At 59.7% G+C, this 24,272-nt stretch carries 21 protein-coding genes; all 21 read left to right on the top strand.

Features of this window, described 5'->3' with window-relative positions; all coding sequences use genetic code 11:
* The first annotated feature begins 159 nt into the window (after positions 1–159).
* The 21 genes from DW899_RS08330 to DW899_RS08230 all read left to right on the top strand — a co-directional run bounded on the left by DW899_RS08330 (position 160) and on the right by DW899_RS08230 (position 24,067).
* Complete coding sequence (locus tag DW899_RS08330; protein WP_117655648.1) at positions 160–1,773, top strand: ABC transporter substrate-binding protein; 1,614 nt, start codon at positions 160–162, stop codon at positions 1,771–1,773.
* Between the two features lie 157 nt (positions 1,774–1,930).
* Positions 1,931–2,887, top strand: a complete 957-nt coding sequence (locus DW899_RS08325; protein WP_055251823.1) for an ABC transporter permease — start codon at positions 1,931–1,933, stop codon at positions 2,885–2,887.
* A 3-nt stretch (positions 2,888–2,890) separates the two neighbouring features.
* On the top strand, positions 2,891–4,906 hold the full coding sequence (locus DW899_RS08320; protein ID WP_035138893.1) for a dipeptide/oligopeptide/nickel ABC transporter permease/ATP-binding protein: 2,016 nt from the start codon (positions 2,891–2,893) through the stop codon (positions 4,904–4,906).
* Complete coding sequence (locus tag DW899_RS08315; protein WP_006236159.1) at positions 4,907–5,734, top strand: ABC transporter ATP-binding protein; 828 nt, start codon at positions 4,907–4,909, stop codon at positions 5,732–5,734. It abuts the gene before it with no gap.
* An 80-nt stretch (positions 5,735–5,814) separates the two neighbouring features.
* Entirely contained in the window at positions 5,815–6,792 is a 978-nt protein-coding gene (locus tag DW899_RS08310) for an acetylxylan esterase (RefSeq protein ID WP_117800629.1), read from the top strand.
* Positions 6,785–7,636 (top strand): acetylxylan esterase, encoded by an 852-nt coding sequence (locus DW899_RS08305; protein ID WP_117800627.1) that lies wholly within the window; start codon positions 6,785–6,787, stop codon positions 7,634–7,636. The genes DW899_RS08310 and DW899_RS08305 overlap by 8 nt, the downstream gene beginning before the upstream one ends.
* Positions 7,637–7,704: 68 nt before the next feature.
* Entirely contained in the window at positions 7,705–8,625 is a 921-nt protein-coding gene (locus DW899_RS08300; protein WP_040359998.1) for a dihydrodipicolinate synthase family protein, read from the top strand.
* A gap of 172 nt (positions 8,626–8,797) precedes the next feature.
* Entirely contained in the window at positions 8,798–9,763 is a 966-nt protein-coding gene (locus tag DW899_RS08295; RefSeq protein WP_006236155.1) for an ROK family protein, read from the top strand.
* A 140-nt stretch (positions 9,764–9,903) separates the two neighbouring features.
* The gene (locus DW899_RS08290) at positions 9,904–10,590 is read left to right on the top strand and encodes an N-acetylmannosamine-6-phosphate 2-epimerase (RefSeq protein WP_022094877.1); all 687 of its coding nucleotides are present in this window, start codon (positions 9,904–9,906) and stop codon (positions 10,588–10,590) included.
* Between the two features lie 98 nt (positions 10,591–10,688).
* Positions 10,689–11,609, top strand: coding sequence for an RNase adapter RapZ (gene rapZ, locus DW899_RS08285; protein ID WP_117638000.1), 921 nt, complete (start codon positions 10,689–10,691; stop codon positions 11,607–11,609).
* A 6-nt stretch (positions 11,610–11,615) separates the two neighbouring features.
* Positions 11,616–12,545, top strand: coding sequence for a DNA-binding protein WhiA (gene whiA, locus DW899_RS08280; protein WP_117800625.1), 930 nt, complete (start codon positions 11,616–11,618; stop codon positions 12,543–12,545).
* A gap of 193 nt (positions 12,546–12,738) precedes the next feature.
* Complete coding sequence (gene gap, locus DW899_RS08275) at positions 12,739–13,764, top strand: type I glyceraldehyde-3-phosphate dehydrogenase (protein WP_022094880.1); 1,026 nt, start codon at positions 12,739–12,741, stop codon at positions 13,762–13,764.
* Positions 13,765–13,904: 140 nt separating this feature from the next.
* The gene (gene pgk, locus DW899_RS08270; protein ID WP_117800624.1) at positions 13,905–15,095 is read left to right on the top strand and encodes a phosphoglycerate kinase; all 1,191 of its coding nucleotides are present in this window, start codon (positions 13,905–13,907) and stop codon (positions 15,093–15,095) included.
* Positions 15,088–15,855, top strand: coding sequence for a triose-phosphate isomerase (gene tpiA / locus DW899_RS08265; RefSeq protein WP_089572945.1), 768 nt, complete (start codon positions 15,088–15,090; stop codon positions 15,853–15,855). The genes pgk and tpiA overlap by 8 nt, the downstream gene beginning before the upstream one ends.
* Positions 15,856–15,860: 5 nt before the next feature.
* Complete coding sequence (gene gpmI / locus DW899_RS08260; protein ID WP_117800623.1) at positions 15,861–17,414, top strand: 2,3-bisphosphoglycerate-independent phosphoglycerate mutase; 1,554 nt, start codon at positions 15,861–15,863, stop codon at positions 17,412–17,414.
* Between the two features lie 164 nt (positions 17,415–17,578).
* A complete protein-coding gene (gene secG, locus DW899_RS08255) occupies positions 17,579–17,833 on the top strand; it encodes a preprotein translocase subunit SecG (protein WP_117776111.1) in 255 nt (84 codons plus the stop codon).
* Between the two features lie 290 nt (positions 17,834–18,123).
* A complete protein-coding gene (locus DW899_RS08250) occupies positions 18,124–19,800 on the top strand; it encodes an ABC transporter substrate-binding protein (protein ID WP_117648301.1) in 1,677 nt (558 codons plus the stop codon).
* Between the two features lie 156 nt (positions 19,801–19,956).
* On the top strand, positions 19,957–20,994 hold the full coding sequence (locus DW899_RS08245) for an ABC transporter permease (RefSeq protein WP_117800622.1): 1,038 nt from the start codon (positions 19,957–19,959) through the stop codon (positions 20,992–20,994).
* A gap of 14 nt (positions 20,995–21,008) precedes the next feature.
* Entirely contained in the window at positions 21,009–21,944 is a 936-nt protein-coding gene (locus tag DW899_RS08240; protein WP_117584279.1) for an ABC transporter permease, read from the top strand.
* A gap of 2 nt (positions 21,945–21,946) precedes the next feature.
* Positions 21,947–23,038: an ABC transporter ATP-binding protein gene (locus DW899_RS08235; RefSeq protein ID WP_117564867.1), complete on the top strand. Its 1,092-nt coding sequence runs from the start codon at positions 21,947–21,949 to the stop codon at positions 23,036–23,038.
* Entirely contained in the window at positions 23,039–24,067 is a 1,029-nt protein-coding gene (locus DW899_RS08230; RefSeq protein ID WP_117564866.1) for an ABC transporter ATP-binding protein, read from the top strand.
* Positions 24,068–24,272: the final 205 nt, after the last annotated feature.

Raw genomic sequence — 24,272 nt, 5'->3', positions numbered from 1 at the left:
TGAACGGTAGCAAATACCGTTCAAGCGTATGTATGTATCGGTCGCCGAGCGCGGCACCTCAGTTGGGTTCGTCGGTAGGTAAGGTATATATCGTCCGCAAGTTGCGCGGGGGCACGTCTAGGCGCTCCCGGGTAAGATTCTCTATTGATAGGAGAAGACATGGCCATCATCAACAAGGGTATGTCCAGGCGTTCGTTCCTCGGCCTCACCGGCAGCGTCGCTGCTGTCGCAGGGCTTGGTCTCACCGGCTGCGGTGGCAGCTCTAGCGACGAGGGTTCCGCTTCCGGTTCCACCGATTCCGCCAACCGTGGCGGCGGCGTGATCACCGCTGGTTCCGCTTACGCTCCGTCCAGCTTCGATCCCGCCAGCACCGGCTCCGCTGTGGGCCTGGGTGCTAACTGGCACGTCGTCGAGGGCCTCTACGGCATCGATTACCACGACTACAGCACCTTCAAAGAGCTCGCCACCGACGATCCCAAGTCTGTGGACGACACCACTTTCGAGGTCACCATCCGCAAGGGCGCCAAGTTCTCCGATGGCACCGAGGTCACCGCTGACGATGTCGTTGCCTCCTACACCGCTTGCGCCGCTTCCGCTACCTATGCTCCGTTCTTCCAGCCCTTCGAGTCCATCGAGGCCAAGGACGCCAGCACCGTGACGGTCAAGACCAAGGTCCCCAACTTCTCCCTGCTCAAGGATCGTCTGGCCATCGTCCGCGTTACCCCGGCCACCCAGACCGAGGAGGATCGCGCCAAGCAGCCGATCGGCTCCGGCCCCTGGATGTACGACTCTATCTCCGATACCGAGATCACCCTGGTTCCCAACCCCGAGTACAACGGTGAGTATGCTGCCGAGGATAAGAAGATCCAGTACAGCATCCTGACCGACCCCACCGCTCGCGTTACCGCTCAGCAGGAGGGCTCCACGCTCGTTATGGAGCTCGTTACCGCTGACGCCGTCGACCAGCTCGAGAGCGCCGGCTGCAAGATCGATAACGTTCAGGGTTTCGGCACCCGCTTCATCATGTTCAACGTCGCCAAGGAGCCTTGGAACAACGTCAAGGTCCGTCAGGCTGTCATGTATGCGCTCGACACCGAGAAGATGGTCAGCAACACCTTCGCCGGCCTTGCCACCGCTGCCAGCTGCTACCTGCCCAAGAGCTTCACCAACTATCATGAGGCTTCCACGGTGTACAAGACCGACGCCAAGAAGGCTAAGAAGCTCATCGAGGAGTCTGGCATCACCCCGGGTGCCATCACCCTGCGCACCACCGACAACGAGCAGATTAAGGGCATGGCCGCCCAGGTCAAGAATGACCTCGACGCTCTCGGCTTCGATGTGACCATCCAGACCGATACCTCGCCGGCCACCTACGCTGCCATCGACGGCGGCGAGGCCTACGATATCCTCCTTGCCCCTGGCGATCCTTCCTGCTTCGGCGCCGACCCCGACCTGCTGCTCAACTGGTGGTACGGCGACAACGTCTGGATGCAGACCCGTTGCCCGTGGAAGGAGTCCGCTGAGTGGCAGAAGCTCCACGGTCTCATGGACGAGGCTCTTGCCGCTGAGGGCGATGAGCAGCAGAAGAAGTGGAACGAGTGCTTCGACATCATTGCCGACAACGCCGTTCTGTACCCCGTTGTCCACGTCAAGACCGTCTCCGCTTCCTGGGACGATCCGTCCACTGCGCCCAACGGCGAGGCCCTCGATGGCTTCAAGGGCATCGGCACGACGAGCATGTCCTTCAGGGGCGTTGCGACCGTCAAGGCGTAAGACTCGCTTGAGTCTGTATGCAGGATGTCGGTCGTTGGGACCGTATCCTCATAGTTGAAACAAAGACCCGGGCGACCTCGATGTCGCTCGGGTCTTGTAATGAGTATCCGTACTCATATACCAGTTGGTCCTACCGACAAAAGAAAGGGGAGAGAACGTGAACAACTTGCTACGTTTGATTGGAAGGCGTCTTGTGGCGCTGCCGATCATGGCATTGGGCGTCACCGTCCTGGTGTTCTTCCTTATGTCGTTCTCCAAGACCGACCCCGCCTACACGGCGTTGGGTGACGGTGCCTCGCCCGAGGCGGTTGCCGAGTACCATGAGAAGTATGGTCTGGACGACCCCTGGCCTGTGCGCTACGTGCGCTATATGGGCGATTTGATCCATGGCGACATGGGCACCTATGGTGCTGCTCGCAACTCCGTTGCCAAGCGCATCTCCACGGCCCTGCCCGTCACGATGCAGCTGACCTTCATCGGCCTTGCCATCGGTGCGGTCGTTTCGTTTTTACTCGGCGTCATCGCGGCACTGTATCGCGACAAATGGCCGGACCAAGTGATCCGCGTCTTTTCCATCGCCGGCTTGGCAACCCCGTCGTTCTGGCTTGCCGTTCTGTTGATCCTGCTGTTCTCTTCCTACCTTAAGGTGCTTCCGGCATCGGGTGCTCTGCCTCACTTCACCACGAATCCGGCTGGCTATCTGGGACGTATGATCATGCCCGCTATCGCCTTGGCATTTCCGCTGACGGGCCAGATGACTCGTATCGTGCGTACCGCCATGGTCGAGGAGCTCGATAAGGATTATGTCCGTATGGCTCGCGGCGCCGGCGTTCCCGAGAAGGTCGTCGTCGGCATCAACGTTCTTCGCAATGCGCTGATCACCCCGGTCACCACCCTCGGTCTTAAGATCGGTTACCTCATGGGCGGCGCCGTCGTCATCGAGGTTATCTTCAACCTCCCCGGCATGGGCACCGCGATTCTGCAGGGCGTTCAGGGCAACGAGGCGAACCTGGTTCAGGGCGTCGTTATCGTCGTTGCTCTTGCCTTCATCATCATCAACATCGTGGTTGACATGCTCTACCTGCTCATCAACCCGCGCATCAGGACGGTGTAGATTATGGTAAAGATTCGAGAGAAGCAAACCGAGCAGCTCGAGAAGGCTGCCTCCAAGGGGCTCAAGCTCGGTGGCTGGAAGAAGATGACGCTGTCTTCTAAGATTGCCGCCGTCGTGTTGGTGCTGGTCGCCCTGACTGCGATTCTGGCGCCCCTTCTTGCCCCCTATAGCCCGGTCGAGATTTTTACGGCTCGCCAGGCTCCCGGCAACGGATTTATCTTCGGTACCGACGATAAGGGTCGCGACATTCTGTCGCGCATGCTCTACGGTGGTCGTTACTCGCTGATTATCGGCTTTGGCGCCACTGCCATGGCTCTGGTCTGCGGCTCGGTCGTGGGCGCCCTTGCGGCGGTTTCGCGCAAGGCCGTTTCCGAGACGATCATGCGTATCCTGGACATCATCATGTCCATCCCGGGCATCGCCCTCGCGGCCGTCTTCGTCTCCATCCTGGGCAACTCCGTGCCGTCGATCATCTTCGCCATCGGCTTTATGTACACTCCGCAGATTGCCCGTATCGTGCGCGCCAACATCGTGTCCGAGTACGGCGAGGACTATGTCCGCGCGGTCATCGTTTCCGGCGCCAAGGCTCCGTGGATTTTGATCAAGCATGTTCTGCGTAACTGCATCGCCCCGATCATGGTCTTCACCGTTACCCTGGTCGCCGACGCCATCATCTTCGAGGCCTCGCTGACCTTCATCGGCGCTGGTATCCAGGAGCCCACCGCTACCTGGGGCAACATCCTCGCCGACGCCCGCGGCGGCGTGCTCGCCGGCCGTTGGTGGCAGGCGCTGTTCCCGGGCCTGGCCATCATGATCACCTGCCTGGCGCTCAACATCCTCTCCGAGGGCATTACCGACGCCATGGCCGCTGCTCCCTCCGCCGCCCTGGATCCGACCGATTCCTCCAAGCGTCGCGAGGCCGACCTGCTGGTCTCCGACCCCGTTCGCGCCTACAAGGAGCAGGCCCAGTCCCTCTCCGCTCGCCTTGGCGCCCTGCGCGATGTCGAGCTCAAGCGTGACGATCGCCATGTGCCCGACGAGTCTGTCGAACCGATTCTCTCGGTCCGTGACTTCTGCATTCAGTTTGAGCATCACGGCGATATCAACGTCGTCGACCATGTCAACTTTGACGTCCGTCCTGGTCAGACCATGGGCCTGGTGGGCGAGTCCGGCTGCGGTAAGTCCATCACCACGCTGGCCATCATGGGCCTGACCGACGATGACGAGCACCTTTCTGGTGAGGTTCTCTGGGAGGGCCGCGATCTGCTCAAGATGAGCAAGAAGGAGTGGTTCGGCCTGCGCGGTACCGATATCGCCATGGTCTATCAGGACGCCCTGTCCTCGCTCAACCCCTCCATGCTCATTTCCGCCCAGATGAAGCAGCTCACCAAGCGCGGCGGCACCCGTAGCGCCGAGGAGCTCCTGGAGCTCGTGGGCCTCGACCCCAAGCGTACGCTCGAGAGCTATCCGCATGAGCTTTCCGGTGGTCAGCGTCAGCGCGTTCTGATCGCTATGGCCCTTACCCGCGACCCCAAGCTGGTCATCTGCGACGAGCCCACGACCGCTCTGGACGTTACCGTCCAGAAGCAGGTCATCAAGCTGCTTAACGACCTTCAGGCCAAGCTCGGCTTTGCCATGATCTTCGTTTCGCACGACCTGGCACTGGTCGCCGAGGTCGCCCATAACATCACGGTTATGTACGCCGGCCAGGTTATCGAGCAGGCGCCCACCAAGGAGCTGCTCACCAACCCGATCCACGAGTACACTCGCGGTCTTCTGGGCTCCGTCCTGTCCATCGAGAGCGGTTCGGGCCGCCTGCACCAGGTGCCCGGCGCCGTTCCGAGCCCGCGCGATTTCCCCAAGGGCGATCGCTTCGCACCCCGCTCGAGTCATCCGCGCATTGGCCTGGACACCCGTCCGGTCTTCAAGCGCGTGCCCGGCACCGAGCACTTCTATTCCGAGCTCCCCGACGAGGTGCTCAAGGCAAATGGTTTGACCCCTCACGCGGAGGTGATGTAGATGAGCGAGACCGCAGTCAACGGCGTCGAGCCGATCATCTTCCTTGATGACGTCCACGTCACCTTTAGGACCCGTACCGGCTCGATTCTGCACCCCAACCTGGTTCACGCCGTCCAGGGTGTAACGATTAAGCTCATGCCCGGACAGACCATCGGCATCGTCGGCGAGTCTGGTTGCGGAAAGTCCACCACGGCTAACGTCATGTGCGGCCTGCAGGCCCCCACGAGCGGCAAGGTCTACTTTAAGGGCAAGGACGTTACCAAACGTACCGCCGAGGACCGTCGCCACATGGGTCGCGTCATCTCGGTCGTGTTCCAGAACCCGGCCACGGCGCTCAATCCCCGCATGGTCGTTCGCGAGCAACTGCTCGACCCCATGCGCGTCCACAACCTGGGTACCGAGGCCGAGCAGGAGAAGCGCGTCAAGGAGCTCTTGGAGCTCACCGGCCTGCCCAGCTCCGCCGCCGAGGTTCTTCCCGGCCAGCTTTCGGGCGGCCAGCGCCAGCGCGTGGCAATTGCCCGTGCCCTGTCGCTGAACCCCGATGCCATCATCGCCGACGAGCCCACCTCGGCTCTGGACGTTTCGGTCCGCGCGCAGATTCTGAACCTGCTGACCGACCTTAAGAAGGAGCTCGGCCTGGCCATGGTGTTCATTAGCCATGACATCCAGACGGTCCGCTATATCTCTGACGACATCATCGTTATGAATGGCGGCAAGATCGTCGAGCAGGGCGAGGCCAAGCAGGTCTTCCAGCACCCTCAGGACCCCTACACCAAGATGCTGCTCGGCGCTGCGCCGTCGCTGCTGCATCCCAAGCTCGGCGAGTAGCCTCGCTTTCCCTCCCGTGCGCCCGGTTCCCTTGCCGGGCGCACCTCCGTTGCGATTTCGAAAGGTTGGGTTCACGAGCCATGCCAAGTGCTCAGGAGCTACAACAGCAATTTGGTGAATATCGAGGCGCCATGCCCCGTCCATCAGATTTCGATCTCTTTTGGAAGGATCGCATGGCCGAGGCTGACGCCGTCGGGCTTGACTATGCGATCGAGGCGGCATCGGTCACCGATGCCGTGACCTGCCAGCTTTTCGATCTCTGGTATACCGGCATGTGTGGCGCTCGCCTGCACGCCAAGTACCTTAAACCTGTCTCGGACGAGCCCATGCCATTGGTACTTCAGTTCCATGGATATCCAGGTGCGAGTCGCAGCTGGTTTGAGCAGGCATCGTTTGCGGGCATGGGCATGGCGCTCATTGCTCTCGATTGTCCTGGTCAAGGAGGTCCGTCCGAGGACATTGGCGGATTTGAGGGCACAACGGTCGCGGGCCATATCGTCGCCGGTATCGACGGTGACCCGGCCAACCTCTACTATGTCCGCTTGCACCAAGATATTCGCATTCTGTGCCGTATTGTTCGCGAGCTCGAGGGCATCGATCTTGCCCGTGTGTTTGTGAACGGCGCGTCGCAGGGCGGCGGTTTGGGTATAGCGACCTGTGCGCTTAATAGCGAGCTTATCAATCGCGCCGCCATCCTCTATCCCTTCCTGTCGGATTTCCGCCTGGTCTGGGATTTGGATGCCGACGACATCGCCTACGAGGGCCTGCGCTATTGGTCTCGCTGGTTTGACGAGGACTCGACTCGTATCGACGAAGCCTATGCCAAGCTGGCGTACTTCGATTCCAAGAACTTTGCCCCCATGGTCAAATGCCCCGTGCTGTTTGGCACGGGCACAGCCGATATCGTCTGTCCGCCGGCGACGCAGTTTGCAGTCTACAACAACCTGACCTGCGAAAAGCGTCATGAGTTCTTTGAAGGCTTCGGTCACGAGGAGATTCAGGATTTTGACGATCTGATCATTCCGTTTTTCTGCAAGGGAGGGGAGGCTCATGTCTAAGTGCGAGAGCAATATCGATGAGCTGATTGTCCCCGAGCTTGCGGGAATTGCTGGGACGGTTTCGTCAAGGCTCTCTGATTTCCGGGATTGGCGCGGCGATGCTTCTGCGGATGTTTCCGAGTTGGAGACAGCCGCTTCGGACCTTGAGGTTTGCGGGCTGACCGTTACGGCGATTGATTTCGCAAATCCGTGCGCGCGCTACTCCGAGGTTTCCTTTGAGCTCGGCGGGTATGTCGTGCACGGCCGTTTGATTGAGCCTGTTGGTCGTGACCGGGCATCCGAGCTTGTGCCACTATGCCTGATGTTTCACGACATCGACCGACCCGTGCGCGGCTGGCATCACATGACGAGATTTGTCGCCATGGGGTATGCCGTCCTCGCGCTGGACGATGAGACTATTGGATCCAACGATCTGCAGCAGGGGATTACCTCGCCTGCTTTTGTCGAGCGTGTCCGTTGGGGCTGCGCGTTGGCGAAGGTTGCGCGCAACCTTGATGGCATGGATCCCGACCGCATCTTTGCATGGGGCGAGGGCCTTGGCGGCGGTGTCGCGCTGGCGGTTTCTGCTCTGGACGAGCGGGGCCTTGCCTGCACGGCGCTTGCCAATCCGCTTCCCAGCGGTCTCGAGACGCTGTCGCCTCGGGTTCGTGGCTCGGTGCTCATGGGCACATCGCTCATGGATACCGTGAGTGATCCCAAGGGTCAGTTTGCCGTATTCAACGGTCTTGAGTGTGACCGGAGGCATATCATCTATGCCAAATACGCTCACGAGCGCATCAATGCGTTCGAAAACGAAGTCGTCGACTTCTTTAACCAAACGTTCTACCCGTGTTCTTTGGCCTAGACGGCCTGGACACCGCCAACAAGAGTGGGCGGCATAGGGCTGCCCGCCAGACAACTAAGGAGATTCTTGTGGCAACTCAGAAATTCACCGGCGTTATCCCTCCCGTCGTTGTTCCCGATACCGAAGACCACCAGCTCGACGTTGCCTCCTTTGAGCGCAGCATCAACCGCATGATCGATGCCGGCGTCGATGGCCTGTTCTTCCTGGGCTCCTCGGGCGAGGTCGTCTTCTCCACCGACGAGCGCCGTCGCCAGATTGTCGCAGAGGCCGTTCGTATCGTCGACCACCGCGTTCCCGTTCTGGTCGGCATCATCGACACCGAGACCGAGCGCATGATCGAGCACGGCAAGGTCGCTCAGGAGCTGGGCGCCGATGCGCTCGTCGCCACCTGCCCGTTCTATGCCCTGCAGGGCATGACCGAGGTCGAGGAGCACTTCCGCATCCTTCACGAGGAACTCGACCTGCCCATCTTCGCCTACGACATCCCCGTGTGCGTCCACACCAAGCTTCCCTGGAAGCTTCTTGCCAAGCTCGGCGCCGAGGGCGTCCTTGCTGGCGTCAAGGATTCCTCGGGTGATGACATCTCGTTCCGCTACCTCGTTCAGGAGAACGAAAAGAACGGCCATCCGATGAGCATCCTCACCGGTCACGAGGTTGTTGTCGACGGCGCTTACCTCGGTGGCGCCGACGGCTCTGTCCCGGGTCTCGCCAACGTTGAGCCCGAGGGCTACGTTCGTCAGTGGAAGGCCGCTCAGGCTGGTGACTGGGCTACCGTCAAGGCCGAGCAGGATCGCCTCAATGAGATTTCGCACATCTGGGATGTCACCTCGGGCGTCCAGGGCTATGCCGGTGGCGTCGGCGCCTTCAAGACCGCTATGAACCTCATGGGCATCTTCGACAGCCCGACCATGCCGCGCCCGGTGAAGGCCATGACCGGTGAGAACGTCGAGGCGATTCGCAAGGTCCTCCAGGACAACGGTCTCCTTTAAAGCTTTCCCAGGCACCCGACCTCGCCGTTCAACCGTGCGGCCATGACCCATTAGGTCAATGGCCGCACGGTTTCTCGGCGATCTCGGGCACCTGGAAAACCTTTACCGCGCTGTGACGGCTAGCCTGACGGCGCATTTCCTGTAGTTGTTTTTGTCTCCGAAGGAGAACGACATGGAGAACAAGTACGTCTGCTCTGTCGATATCGGCGGAACTAAGATCGCGACTGCCATCATGGAGTATCCGGCTGACGGCGGTGTGCCCCATCCCGTTTTTGAGGCTGAGGTTCCCACCGAGGCCCAGGAGGGTGGCGAAGCAGTCTTCCAGCGCATCGAGGCGTCTATCAAGGCAGCTCTTGAGGCAAATCCCGATGTCGAGGTCCTCGGAGTTGGCATCGGCGCTGCCGGTGTCGTCGACCCCAAGACGGGCGCCATCGCGTATGCCAATGAGATTATGCCCGGCTGGTCCGGTGTTCAGTTGGGGCCGCGTCTGCGCGAGGACCTCGGCCTTCCCGTTGCCGTTGTAGGCGACGTGCAGGCTCATGCTCTGGGCGAGGCCCACTGGGGCGTCGGCAAGGGCAAGTTCTCCGTCTTGTGTTTGGGCATCGGTACGGGCATCGGCGGCGCATATGTCGAGAACGGCCGCGTGATGCAGGGCTTCCATGGTGCTGCCGGCCATATGGGCCACATCGAGTGCTCGGCTGCCGCCGGCATTCCCTGCGCCTGCGGGCGTTCCGGCCATCTGGAGTCGGTTGCTTCCGGAACATCAATCGGGCGCATGTACGATGAGCGTTTTGGCCGCGTCGACCCCAGCCGTCCTTCGGTCGGCCGTGACGTGAACGACCTGTGCCGCGCAGGCGACGCAAAGGCGACCGAGGTCATTCATGACGCCGGCTTTGCGCTGGGCGCCAGCCTGGGCTCGCTCGCTAACATCCTGGACCCTGAGGTCATCGTGCTTTCGGGCGGCGTGATTCACCAAGGCCCCGATTGGCGTTCACAGACGTGGAAGGACTCGGTGCACGAGGGCTATGCCAGCCAGGCGCTCGACCCGCTTCAGGACACGCCGATTCTCATCGGCTCTCTGGAGGGCGACGCGCCGCTCATCGGTGCCGCCGAACACCTTCTTGCGTCGTTGAAGTAAACATAACTACCAAGTGCGCCTTCTGAGGTGCCGCAGATTGACGTGAAAGAGGAGCGAAGCGTACTTCGGTACGCGAGCGACGGTTTGAACGTCAAGGTGCGGTGTCTCAGAAGGCTGTTTTGAGAAAGGTTGAGTCGAACATGACCGTTGATCCTTTGATCCAGTCCCTAAAGGGCAAGCTCGTCGTGAGCGTTCAGGCGTATATGGGCGAGCCGCTTCGTACGCCCGAAACCATGGCTCAGATGTCTCGCGCCTGCGAGCTTGGCGGTGCTGCCGCTATTCGCTGCCAGGGTCTTGCCGACATCGCCGCCATTAAGGGCCGCTGCGAGGTCCCCGTCATCGGCTTGTGGAAGGATGGACACGAGGGCGTCTACATCACGCCGACGCTGCGTCATGCTCGCGCCTGCGTTGCCGCCGGTGCCGACATCGTGGCAATTGACGCCACTGATCGCCCACGTCCCGATGGCAAGACCGTTGAGGACACCTTCCGTCCGCTGCACGAGGAGGGCGTGCTCCTGATGGCCGACTGTGCCACCATCGAGGATATTCGTCGTGCTGTCGACATGGGCTTCGACCTGGTGTCCACCACGCTTTCTCATGGTGTCGCCGCCATCGATTGCACCATGGCCGACGGTCCCGATCTGCCGCTCCTGCGCCAGGCGACCGAGGAGTTTCCCGGCCTTCCCATCATCTGCGAGGGTCGCGTGCACACGCCTGAGGAGGCCCGCGCCGCGATTGATGCGGGCGCCTGGGCAGTTGTCGTGGGCACTGCCATTACGCACCCCACGAGTATTACGAGTTGGTTCAAAGCCGCGCTTGAGGCGTAAGACGGACCTCGTATCCGCTTGGGGCGGTATACTCAATAAAGGCAATTGATCGCGCGGGATCCGCTGGCCGGGTCCCGCGCTTGTTTTAGGAGGCACACATGCAAAAGGGAGATGCCATGGATGCGGCGGAGCGCTCGGAGCGCATCCCCGATATCGTCATCATCACCGGAATGTCCGGATCGGGCCGCACACAGGCCATGCACGTGTTCGAGGATATGGGCTATTTTTGCATTGATAACCTGCCTCCGCGTCTGATTGCCCAGCTTGCCGAGCTCGTTGGCATCAATACGGGCGTGGGTAGGCACCTTGCCGTCACCTGCGACCTGCGCAGCCAGGGCTTGTTCGATGAGCTGCTCGATGCCGTTGCCGCACTCGAGGAGCGCGAGATGAGCTGCGACATCGTTTTTCTCGAGGCCTCTGACGAGGTGCTGATCCGTCGTTATAGCGAAAACCGCCGCCGCCATCCCATTGCCAAGCCGGGGGAGACTACGGCCGATGCGATTCAGCGGGAGCGTCTGCAGCTGCGGGGTGTGCGCGATCGAGCCGATATGATCATCGACACGAGCCGTCTGCGCACCTCTGCCCTGCGTAATAAATTGCGCATGGCGTTCTCCGAGTTGTCCGACCAGCAGCTCATGGACGTTCACGTGTTCTCGTTTGGCTTTAAGCACGGTATGCCCGTCGAGGCGGACATTATGATCGACGTTCGCTTCCTGCCCAATCCGTTCTACGATCCCGAGATGCGCACCATGACCGGTCTCGATAAGAAAGTCTCCGACTTTGTTCTGGACCATCCCAAGACCCAGGAGTTCTGGAAGGCCTGGACGCAGCTGCTCGATACGGTCATGCCCGGCTATATCGCGGAGGGCAAGCCGCAGCTTTCTATTGCCATCGGTTGCACGGGCGGTCAGCACCGCAGCGTTGCCATCGCCGAGGCCACGGCACGTTATTTGGAAGGCGCCCAGTATCACGTGAGCATTTCCCATCGCGACTTGTCGCGCGCCAACACGAAAGCATAGGCCTGCATGTCGTTTACCGCCGAGGTGCGTGACGAGCTTGCGCGCTGCGAACCCGAATGTGAATACTGCGACTTGTCGACGCTTGCCGCCCTCACGCGCGTGAGTGGTACGCTCTCGCTTACCGGCTCTGGGCGGTATCGTTTGACGGTTGCGACTGAGACGGGAGCCGTCGCGCGCACGATGATCACGCTGACGCATCGCATCCTTAAACTCAAAACGGAGTTCACCGTCCGCAAATCTGTATTGCATAAGGTTCGAAATTATCTCATCACCTTGCCCGATCAGCCCGATTTGGATAAGGCTCTGGTGCTGCTGGGTATCCTCGACCGGAGGGGAGGACTTGTCGCCGGCGTGCCCCGGCATATCGTTGCCCGTCCTTGCTGCAGACTTGCCTATATCCGCGGCGCGCTCATCGCGGGCGGCTTCGTGGCCGATCCACGCGGCGATTTTCATTTGGAGATCGCGGTACAGGGTGAGCAATATGCCAAGGGGCTTTGCGATCTGTTGGAGCAGATTGGGGTCCATGCGCGTGTTAATGCACGGCGGGGGTCTTATGCCGTGTACATTAAGAGCGCCGAGGAAATCGAGCATCTATTAAAGCTGATTGGTGCCAAGCGCAGTGTTGCCGAGATTGAGGAGGCGCGTGCGGTCAAGTTGGTTAAGAACGATGTGAACCGTCGCGTGAACGCCGAACTCGCCAACCAGACCAGAAGCGCCGGTGCCGCCCAACATCAGCTTGCGCTTATCGATGAGCTCGAGCAGCGTGGCCTTCGCGATGCGCTTCCGGATGCCTTGGCGGTCTTTTGCGACCTGCGCGAGCGCTATCCCGATCTGTCGCTGCGTGATTTGGGGGAGATGGCTGACCCTCCCTTGTCAAAGTCGGCCCTCTACCATCGAGTTTTGAGGCTTGAAAAGCTCATTGAAGCAAACAGGTAGTTTAAAGTATTGGCGTATATGCGGATTTAACTGCTGTTTTATTCTTTAAAACGTTTTAACGTAAATTTGATTTTCAATTTCGAGCATTCTCGTGAAATTCAAGTCCAAAAAAAGGTATATTAGGCGAGTGGTTAGTTTGTGGGCCTCAACGGCAGGCGCTGTAGCTTGCGGGGGCCTTACGAAAGGAGACACAATGGCAGTAAAGGTTGCTATTAACGGCTTCGGTCGCATCGGTCGTCTGGCTTTCCGTCAGATGTTCGGTCATGAGGGCTCCGAGATCGTCGCTATCAACGACCTCACCTCTCCCGATATGCTCGCTTACCTGCTGAAGTACGACTCCACGCAGGGCAACTACGCTCGCGATCACGAGGTCGTTGCTGGCGAGGATTCCATCACCGTTGACGGCAAGGAGATCAAGATCTACAAGGAGGCCGACGCCAATAACCTGCCTTGGGGCGACCTCGACGTCGACGTCGTTCTCGAGTGCACCGGCTTCTACACCAGCAAGGCTAAGGCTCAGGCCCACATCAACGCTGGCGCCAAGAAGGTCGTCATCTCCGCTCCGGCCGGCAGCGATCTGCCCACCATCGTGTACAACGTCAACCACGAGACGCTGACCGCTGAGGACAACATCATCTCCGCCGCTTCCTGCACCACCAACTGCCTCGCCCCGATGGCCAAGGGTCTGAACGACTTCGCTCCCATCGTGTCCGGCATCATGACCACCATTCACGCCTGGACTGGCGACCAGATGCCGCTCGACGGCCCGCAGCGCAAGGGCAACAAGCGTCGTAGCCGCGCCTGCGCCGTCAACATCGTCCCCAACACCACCGGTGCTGCCAAGGCTATCGGCCTGGTTCTCCCCGAGCTCAACGGTAAGCTCATCGGTGCCGCCCAGCGCGTCCCGACGCCGACCGGCTCCATCACCAACCTCTACGCTGTCGTTGACAAGAAGGTCACCGTCGACGAGGTCAACGCCGCTATGAAGGCCTACGCTGCCACCATCTCCGAGACCTTCGGTTACAACGAGGACGACATCGTCTCCACCGACATCATCGGCGAGACCCACGGCTCCATCTTCGACGCCACTCAGACCATGTGCTCTGATCTCGGCAACGGCCAGACCCTCGTTCAGGTCACCTCTTGGTACGACAACGAGAACTCTTACACCTCTCAGATGGTCCGCACCATCAAGTACTTCGAGAAGTTCGTTGCTTAATTTAGCTTTTAGCGAATAGCTCGTTGAGCGTCTAAAGAAGGGCGCGGCCTTATAGGGCTTACACCCTAGGGTCGCGCCCTTTTTATAGGAAATCGTCTGCCGTAATGGGAGGCAGACACGTACGAAAGGTAGAAGCAAACATGGCCTTTACCAAGAAGACCGTCCGCGACATCGATGTCGACGGCAAGCGCGTTCTCGTCCGCGTTGACTTCAACGTGCCTATCAAGGATGGCGTCGTTGGCGACACCACCCGCATCAAGGCTGCCCTGCCCACCATCAACTACCTCGTTGAGCACAACGCTCGCGTCATCCTCATGAGCCACCTCGGCCGTCCCGAGGGCACTGGCTTCCAGCCCGAGCTCTCCCTCGAGCCCGTCGCCAAGAAGCTCGCCGAGCTCTCTGGCCTTGACGTTGCTTTTGTTGCCGACACGTATGGCGAGAAGGCCGCCGAGGCCGTTGCCGCCGTCGAGCCGGGCAAGGTCCTCGTTCTCGAGAACGTCCGCTTCGATAAGCGTGAGAAGAAGAACGATCCCGAGATCGCCAAGAAGCTCGCTTCCTATGGTGACGTCTTCGTTCTCGATGCCTTCGGCACCGCCCACCGCGCCCAGGGTTCCGTCGTGGGCCCCGCCGCTTACCTGCCTGCCGTCGCTGGCTTCCTGCTCGAGAAGGAGGTCGACACGCTGACCGGCATCTTCGCCGAGCCCGAGCGCCCCTTCGTCGCTATCGTCGGCGGTTCCAAGGTTTCCTCCAAGATCGGCGTTCTCGATCACCTCATCGACTCCGCTGACACCCTGATCATCGGTGGCGGCATGGCCTACACCTTCTTCCTGGCTCAGGGCCTGTCCGTCGGTCAGTCCCTCAAGGAAGAGGACTGGGTCGAGCGCGCTGCCGAGATGCTCAAGAAGGCCGAGGAGAAGGGCGTCAAGATCCTGCTCCCCATCGACAACCGCGTTGCCGATCACTTTGGTGAGGACGCTGTCCCCGAGGTTGTCGCTTCCGACGCTATCCCCGACGACCGTGAGGGTATGGACATCGGCCCCAAGACCGAGGAGCTCTACGCCGAGGCCGTCAAGGGCGCCAAGACCGTGTTCTGGAACGGCCCCATGGGCGTCTTCGAGTTCGACAACTTCGCTCACGGCACCCAGGCTATCGCTGAGGCTGTTGCCGAGGCCGACTGCACCTCGATCATCGGTGGTGGCGATTCCGTCGCAGCCGTCAACAAGTTTAACCTGGCCGACAAGATGAGCTGGATCTCCACCGGCGGTGGCGCTTCCATGGAGCTCGTCGAGGGTAAGGCCCTGCCCGGAGTGGAGGCGCTTCTCGATGCCTAATCGCACCCTTCTTATCGCTGGTAACTGGAAGATGAACAACGACGTCGCCGAGGCCGCCAAGCTCGCCGACGAGCTGGCCCAGGCTCTGCCCGAGGTTCCGGCTGGCGTCGAGGTGCTCGTCTGCCCTCCGACCATCGACATCACCACGGTTCATGACCGTATTCAGGCTGCCCCCATCGCCCTCGGTGCACAGAACGTGTACTGGGAGGCCAAGGGTGCCTTCACCGGTGAGTCCTCTTGCGACATGCTCAAATCCGCTGGCTGCACCTACTGCATCATCGGTCACTCCGAGCGTCGTGACTACTTCCACGAGACCGACGAGGATCAGAACAAGAAGGCCAAGGCCCTCGTTGCCGCCGGTCTTGTTCCCGTCTTCTGCTGCGGTGAGTCCCTTGAGGTCCGCGAGGCCGGCACCTATGTCGAGCACGTCGTGAACCAGGTCAAGGCTGGTCTTGCTGGTCTTGAGATCACCTGCCCCAAGCAGGTCGTCGTCGCCTACGAGCCCATCTGGGCCATCGGCACCGGCAAGACCGCTACCGCCGAGGACGCTCAGGAGGTCTGCGGCGCTATCCGTGAGACCCTTAAGGAGATGTTCGGTGAGGAGCTCGCCGACGGCATCCGTGTCCTGTACGGTGGTTCCGCTAAGCCTGGCAACATTGCCGAGCTCGTCGCCAAGCCCGACGTTGACGGCGCCCTCGTGGGCGGCGCTTCGCTCAAGGCTGCCGACTTCGCCTCTATGGTCGTCAAGGCAGGCGAGTAGGACATATGGCACAGCGTCATCTTCCTGCACTCCTGATCATCATGGATGGTTGCGGCCTGGCTCCGGCCGATGGCGAGAACGCCGTCGCCGCTGCCAAGACGCCCTTCCTTGATAGCCTGTACGAGAAGTACCCCCACACCACGCTCGGTGCTTCGGGCGAGGACGTGGGCCTTCCCGACGGCCAGATGGGTAACTCCGAGGTGGGTCACCTCAACATCGGTGCCGGCCGCATCGTGTTCCAGGAGCTTTCGCGCATCAACAATGCCATCAAGGACGGCTCCATCGCCAAGAACGAGGTTTTCGTCAAGGCTATGGACGATGTCAAGGCTGACGGCAAGACCCTTCATCTCATGGGCCTTATGAGCCCTGGCGGTGTTCATTCTCACATGAACCACGTCGAGGCTCTGGTCAAGATGGCTGCCGAGCACGGTGTCAAGACCGTTCGCGTCCACGCCTTTATGGACGGCCGCGACGTTGACCCGCAGTCCGGTGCCGGTTACATGAGTGAGTTCTGTGCCTTCCTGGCCAAGATCTCCGAGGAGACCGGTTGCGACGCTCGCGTTGCCACCGTCTCGGGCCGTTATTGGGCCATGGACCGCGACAACCGTTGGGAGCGCATCCAGCGCGCCTACGACGTCATGGTCAACGCGTCCGATGCCGATACCGACCCTGTTGCCGGTATCAAGGCCTACTACGAGAAGGATCCGCGCGGCGACGAGTTCGTCGAGCCCTTCGCTGCCCACAACGAGGGCATCCACGAGGGCGACGCGGCCATCTTCTTCAACTTCCGTCCCGACCGCGCTCGTCAGATGACTCGCGTGTTCACGGACAAGGAGTTCGACGGCTTTGAGCGCGAGCAGATCAAGCTTTCGCACTTTGTGACGATGACCGAGTACGACCCGACGTTTGACGTCGAGGTCGCCTTCCCCAAGACGTTCCCCAAGAACGTTCTGGCCGACGTTATCGCCGCCAATGGCCTGAAGCAGCTGCACACCGCCGAGACCGAGAAGTACGCCCACGTGACGTTCTTCCTCAACGGCGGCATCGAGGAGCCCAAGGAGGGCGAGGAGCGCGTGCTCGTCGCTTCTCCCAAGGTCGCTACCTACGACCTGCAACCTGAGATGAGCGCTCCCGAGGTTACCGAGAAGCTTGTCGCCGCCATCAACGAGGATCGCGCTGATTTCTACATCGTGAACTTCGCAAACTGCGACATGGTTGGTCACACCGGTGTCTTCGAAGCTGCCGTTAAGGCCGTCGAGGCTGTTGACGATGCCCTGTCCAAGGTTGTCCCGGCGATTCTCGCTAAGGGCGGCTTTGCGCTGATTACCGCCGATCACGGCAACGCCGATCACATGTTTGACGTTGCTTCCGACGGTTCCAAGCATCCGTTCACGGCTCACACCACCAACCGCGTGCCGTTCATCATCGTTGATGAGAAGGCACAGCTCACCGGTATCGAGGACGGTCGTCTTTCCGATATCGCTCCGACCATGCTTACCATGGCTGGTATTGAGCCTTCCGCCGAGATGACGGGTCGCGTACTCGCCACCGAGGCCTAATAGAAAACAAATACCGTTTTCTAGTAAGGGGGTTGTCCACAACCGGACGACCCCTTTTTTGGTATTTCTGCCATTTCTACCCCGTCCCTAAATGGCGGATGGGGGAGTGTTGGAGGTTGTGGTACAGTACTGGAGTTTAAATTGTTCTATTAAGGAGCTTATCTATGGGTCCGTTCCAGATTCTTCTGTTTGTCGTTTGGGCTATCTCTGCCGTGGCGCTGACGATTCTCGTCCTGATGCACTCCGGTAAGGGTACCGGCGTTTCGGATATGATCGCTAGCTCGCTGTATAACTCCAGCTCTGCCACGGGCGTCATGGAGCAGAACCTCGATCGCCTGACGGTAATTATGGCCGTCGTTTTTGCTGTGTGTGTCGTTCTGTGCATGTTCTTCTTCCCGCAGGGCATCGTCGGCTACTAAGCATCGGCGTATATACGTTTGTAAGGGGTCCCGCATGTGCGGGGCCCTTTTTGTTTACAGACTTGTAACAGAGCCAAAATATCCCCACATACTTCGCCCAACTAAAGAAATTCTCGACCGTTAACCGGAATCAGCGCCAAATTGTGCATAAAATGCGCTACTGTATTGCAAAACGTTGGCCCGCATTGCATAACCAGCCATAACAGCGGACCGCGTTTGAATGGTTCGATTGGGCTGTCTCGACGTTGCCCGGCCGAATTCACTTTGTCCTATCTCATAAGGAGGATGGCATGGCTGATTCTATGTTCCACCAGCCCGTTATGGGTCGTCGCGCCTTTGTTGGCGGCACCCTCGCTGCGAGCTCCATGGCTTTTCTTGCCGCATGCGGCAAGAAGGGCGGCGACGCTTCCGGTTCTGAGTCCGGTTCGACGCTGAACTTCTACATCAACAACCCGGTCTGCATCGACCCCTACAACGTCCAGGAGGATCAGGGCACTCAGGTCGAGTACCAGCTCTTCGACGCTCTGACGGAGTACGATAACGAGAAGGGCGAGATCGTTCCGCTGGCTTGCGAGTCCTTTGAGGCTAACGACGACGCCACCGAGTTCACCTTCAAGATCAAGAAGGCCAAGTTCCATAACGGTGACGACGTTACCTCCAAGTCCTTCAAGCTCGGTTGGGAGCGCCTGGTCAACACCAAGTCGGCCATCGCTACCGAGTATGGTCCTTCCGAGGTCTCCTATCACCTTTCCATGGTCGAGGGCTATGACGATCTGGTTGCCGGTAAGGCTACCGAGCTGACCGGTGTCACCTGCCCGGATGACGAGACCCTCGTCGTCAAGCTGACTTCTGCCTACGCCGACTTCCCCTTCGTCGCCTCTCACCCGGCTCTGTCCCCGGTTCCCGAGTGCGCCGAGACCGATGTCAAGAGCTTCTATCTTGCCCCGGTCGGCAACGGCCCGTTCATGATGGACGGTAAGTGGGAGGATGGTCAGGAGATCAACCTCAAGAAGTTCGACGATTATTATGGCGACAAGGCCAAGATCGACGCCATCCACTTCCAGGTCATCAAGGACGTGGAGACCGCTTACAAGGAGTTCCAGGCCGGTAACCTTGATGTCTGCGACGTTCCCGTTGCTCAGATCGACGCCGCCAAGAAGGACCGCGGCGAGTCCAAGGATGGCTACACCATGAGTGATGGTGCGCGCATGCTGCTCGGTTCCGAGCCTTCCACGTACTATCTGACGTGCAACACCACGGCCGAGCCGTTCAACAACGCTGACCTGCGTAGGGGCATCTCCCTGGCTATCAACCGTGAGGCCATCTGCAAGACCATCTTCAAGGGCACCCGTACCCCCGCTGACGGCATCGTTCCTCCGGGAATCGCCGGCTACAAGGAGGGCGCATGGGAGTTCTGCGCCTACGACGTCGACAAGGCTAACGAGTACCTCGACAAGGTCGCTCCCGCTGGCGCTAACGGCGATCGTGGCATCAATGTGACCCTGTCCTACAACCAGGACGGCGGCCACAAGGAGATCATGGAGTCCATCATCGGCGACCTCGCCAAGGTGGGCGTCACCGCCGTCTCCGATACCCCTGAGTGGTCTGCCCTGCTCGAGCAGTATCAGAACTTCAACTATCAGTTCGGCCGTCTGGGCTGGATCGCCGATTACCCGATCATGGACAACTTCCTGTATCCGCTGTTCCACTCCGACTCCCTGGGTGGCGACAACCGCTCCGGTTACAGCAACCCCGACTTTGACGCCAAGGTTGACGAGGCCCGTGCCACGGTTGACGACGACGAGCGTATCGCCAAGATGCAGGAGGCCGACGCCATGGTCGCCGCCGACTGCCCGGTCATCCCGGTGATGTTCTACACGCACACCATCGCTGGCTCCGACCGCGTCAAGTACCTCTACGTTGATCCGCAGAAGCACGCCGATCTGGGTACCGCTGAGCTCGCCTAAGAGTTTGCAGCTTCCGTGAGGGTCAAGTATTTACGTAGACCTCATGGGAAACATACAGTTCCCCCTAACCTGGGGTAAACTGGCTGATGGTAATTTTGGGATGCCGGTCTGGCGATCGGCATCCCATTTAGGTTAATCCCTAGATAGGGGAGTGGTATGGGTAAGTACATCGTTAAACGTGTGCTTCAGTTCATCCCGGTGTTTTTGGGCGTCACGCTGATTCTGTTCGCCCTCCAGAATATCGTGCCGGGAGATCCGATCAAGCTGATCGGTGGAGACAAGGCTCTGTCCCCCGAGGTAGAGCTTCAGCTTCGCGTACGCTATCACCTGGTCCAGACGGACGAGGACGGTAACGCGATCCTTGACGAGAACGGCGATCCCGTTCAGACGTCGCTTGTAGACCGTTATCTGTATTACATGAACGGTCTGCTTCATGGCGATCTGGGTAATTCGTACCAGCGCAAGCTGCCGGTTACGGAAATCTTTGCCCAGAAGTATCCGTATACGGTCAAACTCGCCGCGTGCGCCATCGTGCTCGAGGCGATCATGGGTATCGGTGCGGGTATCATTTCGGCGGTAAAGCGTTATTCCTTCTGGGATATTTTGGTAACGCTGACCACGTCGATCCTCGTTGCCGTTCCCGCCTTCTGGCTCGGCATGCTGCTGCAGCTGTTCTTCGGCGTCATCCTTAAGGATGTCACCGGCGGCGCATTCTCCATGCCGATTTCGGGTGCCGGCGGTTCCAGCTCTCAGTATCAGGATTGGATGCACTATGTGCTTCCGACCATTACGCTGGCTTCGGTTTCGACCGCTTATGCTGCCCGCATTATGCGTTCGCAGCTGCTTGACGTCATGAACCAAGATTACATTCGTACGGCAAAGGCCAAGGGTCTCTCCAATCGCGCGATCATCATCAAGCATGCGCTTAAGAATGCACTCATCCCCGTCGTTACCTATATTGGTGTCGACTTTGGCGGCATGCTTTCGGGTGCCATCCTGACCGAAACGGTCTTTAACTGGCCCGGTATCGGCTATGAGGTCTATCGCGCCATTAGCATGCGTGACTGGCCCATCGTTATGGGCGGCGTTACGCTCATCGTCGTCGTCGTCATGGTGATCAACCTGCTCGTCGACATTAGCTATGCATTCCTCGACCCGCGCATCCGCCTTGGCGGTCCGTCGGATAAGGCCTAAGGGAGGTACGTCTCATGCAGGAAACTGATTCTCAGTCTCAGGAGCAGGCTACCGCCACCAAGGCCGCATCTGCTCCCGCCAAGTCCCGCACGCTGTGGGGCGACGCTTTTAAGCGTCTTCGCAAGAACAAGCTCGCCGTTATCGGTGTCTGCTGGATCATCGTCGTCGTTTTGGTTGCCCTGACCGCAGATCTGTGGGCTAAGCCCTGGCTCGGTTCGCCGACGGCTTCCGACTCGACCACCATGGCCGAGACGTCGCTGCTGGCTCCGTGTGCCGAGCACCCGTTTGGCACCGACGCCCTTGGCCGCGACATTCTCGTTCGTGTTATCTACGGTGCACGTGTTTCGCTTTCCGTCGGTATTATGGCCACCGCCATCTCCACGGTGATCGGTCTGGTCATGGGCGCCCTTGCCGGTTTCTATGGCGGCATCTGGGATACGATTATCATGCGCTGCGCGGACATCTTCCTGGCGTTCCCGTACGTGCTGTTCGTCGTCGCCATGATCGCCGTTATCGGCCGTGGTCTTCAAAATGTTTTCATCGCCATCGGTATTCTCGGCTGGCCTTCGATTGCGCGCGTCTTTAGATCCGCGATCCTCACGGTCAAAGAGAACGACTATGTTGACGCCGCCCGTGCCATGGGTGCATCCGATGCCCGTATCGTTATGCGCCATATCTTCCCGAACTCCGTTGCTTCCATCGTGGTCTACGCGACCATGAACATCGGCGGCGCTATTCTGACCGAGTCCGCTCTGTCCTTCCTCGGCATGGGCGTTATTCCGCCTACGCCTTCGTGGGGCTCCATGATTCAGGACGGTCAGCAGTATCTTCTGACTGCTCCCTGGATGATGATCATGCCCGGTCTGGCAATTCTCTCGACGGTGCTCGCCTTCACCCTGCTGGGTGACGGTTTGCGCGACGCCCTCGACGTCAAGATGAAGGACGCATAAGGATGAAGAAGAACAAGAACTATGTGGACCTGAAGGACCAGCCGGTTCCCGAGGGCCAGCATCTGCTCGAGGTCGATGACCTTAAGATGTATTTCCACACCGAAGATGGCGTTGTTCGCGCTGTCGACGGTGTCTCCTACACGCTCGATCGTGGCGAGACCCTCGGTGTCGTCGGTGAGTCCGGCTCCGGTAAGTCCGTGACCGCCATGACCATCATGGGTCTTATCTCGATGCCTCCGGGAAAGATTGAGGGCGGCGACGTTCGCTATCGCGGTCGTTCTATCCTCGAGATGACCGAGGAAGAGATGCAGCACATTCGCGGTAACGATATCGCGATGATTTTCCAGGATCCTATGACCTCCTTGAACCCGGTCTATAAGATCGGCAAGCAGGTGGGCGAGGGCCTTCGTCTGCACCGTGGCTACTCCAAGCAGGAGGCGCTCAAGCGCGCCACCGAGCTTTTGGACCTCGTGGGTATCCCCGAGCCCGAGAAGCGCGTCAATGAGTATCCGCACCAGTTCTCCGGCGGTATGCGTCAGCGCGTCATGATCGCTATGGCTCTTGCCTGCGATCCCGATATCCTGATTGCCGACGAGCCCACGACGGCTCTGGATGTTACCATTCAGGCTCAGATTATCGAGCTCATGCAGGAGATGCAGGAGAAGAACGGCAACGCCATTATTATGATTACCCATGACCTGGGCGTCGTCGCCGATATGGCCGATAAGATTATGGTTATGTACGCCGGCCGTCCCGTCGAGTTCGGTACTGCTGAGGAAATCTTCTACGAGAGCCGCCATCCCTACACCTGGGGTCTTATTCGCTCCATCCCGGAGCAGGCCATCGATGAGAAGAAGCCGCTGACGCCGATTCACGGCAACCCGCCTTCGCTCATGAACCTGCCCGAGGGCTGCGTCTTCTCTCCTCGCTGCCCCTATGCGACGGACAAGTGCCGCAAGCAGCGCCCCGAGCGCGTTGTCACCGAGTCCGGCCACTATTCTGCGTGCCATTATTCCGGTGACCCCGAGTTCCTCAAGAACGCCCCTGAGACGTCCCGCACGCGCAAGGATTCCAAGAAGGGAGGCGAGGCGTAAATGACAGACAATAACGAGCGCACTCCGCTGCTGAAGGTCGAGCATCTTTCTAAGGAGTTCCCCGCAGAGTCCGGCATGTTCGCCAAGCGTTTTTCCAAGCGCGTCGTCTCTGCTGTGAATGACATTTCGTTCGAGATTTATCCGGGCGAGACCTTTGGCCTGGTCGGCGAGTCTGGTTGCGGTAAGTCCACCACGGGCCGCACCATCATGCGCCTGACCAAGCCGACGGCAGGTAAGGTGTTCTTCCAGGGCAAAGACGTTGCCGAGATGAGCAAGCATGAGATCAAGGACATGCGTCGTGAGATGCAGTTCATCTTCCAGGACCCCTATGCTTCGCTCAATCCTCGTATGACCATCGGCGAGATCGTCTCCGAGCCCATGACTATTCATGGCGTGGGCACCAAGGAGGAGCGCATTGAGCGTGTCCGTGAGCTGCTGGACGTCGTCGGTCTGAACCCCGAGCACATCAACCGCTATCCGCACGAGTTCTCGGGCGGTCAGCGTCAGCGTGTCGGCATCGCCCGTGCGTTCGCTCTGAAGCCCAAGCTGATCATCTGCGACGAGCCCGTTTCCGCTCTGGATGTTTCCATTCAGGCCCAGGTTCTGAACCTGCTCAAGGAACTTCAGGACAAGTTCGGTACGGCCTATCTCTTCATTGCCCACGACCTGTCCGTCGTGCAGCATATCTCCGATCGCGTTGCCGTTATGTATCTGGGTAAGATGGTCGAGGTTTCGGACTGGAAGACGCTCTACAGTGAGCCGCACCACCCGTACACGCAGTCGCTGCTGTCTGCCGTGCCGGTGCCCGATCCAGATATCCAGAAGACCCGCAAACGCATCATCCTCGCTGGCGACCCGCCGTCGCCGCTGGATCCGCCGACCGGCTGCCGTTTCCACACGCGCTGCCCGATCGCGCAGGGCATCTGCTCCGAGAAGCTTCCTGAGTTTAAGGAAGTCGCTCCGGGCCACTGCTGCGCGTGCCACTTCGCCGAGCCGTTCCCGATCAAGGAATCTCACATCGACCTGTAGTCGGCTGTTTGTCCGGGCCCGTGCTGGACTTAGTTTTCAGAACGTCCTCGACCATGGAAACCCCCTTATCCTGCTCCTTCGGAGCTGTGGATAAGGGGGTTTCCTGGTCTGCGGAATGTTCTGAAAACTAAGTCTAGCACGGGCTCTGTGTTACCGATGCAGAGGGGGGGGTGTTCCTATAGTTTTGTCAACTGGGCAATGCTGT

This window comes from Collinsella sp. AM41-2BH (assembly GCF_003468085.1).
In the GTDB taxonomy this organism is placed as follows: Bacteria; Actinomycetota; Coriobacteriia; order Coriobacteriales; family Coriobacteriaceae; genus Collinsella.
The sequence above is the reverse complement of the archived record's forward strand: the minus strand, read 5'-3'. Positions and strand labels throughout refer to the sequence as shown.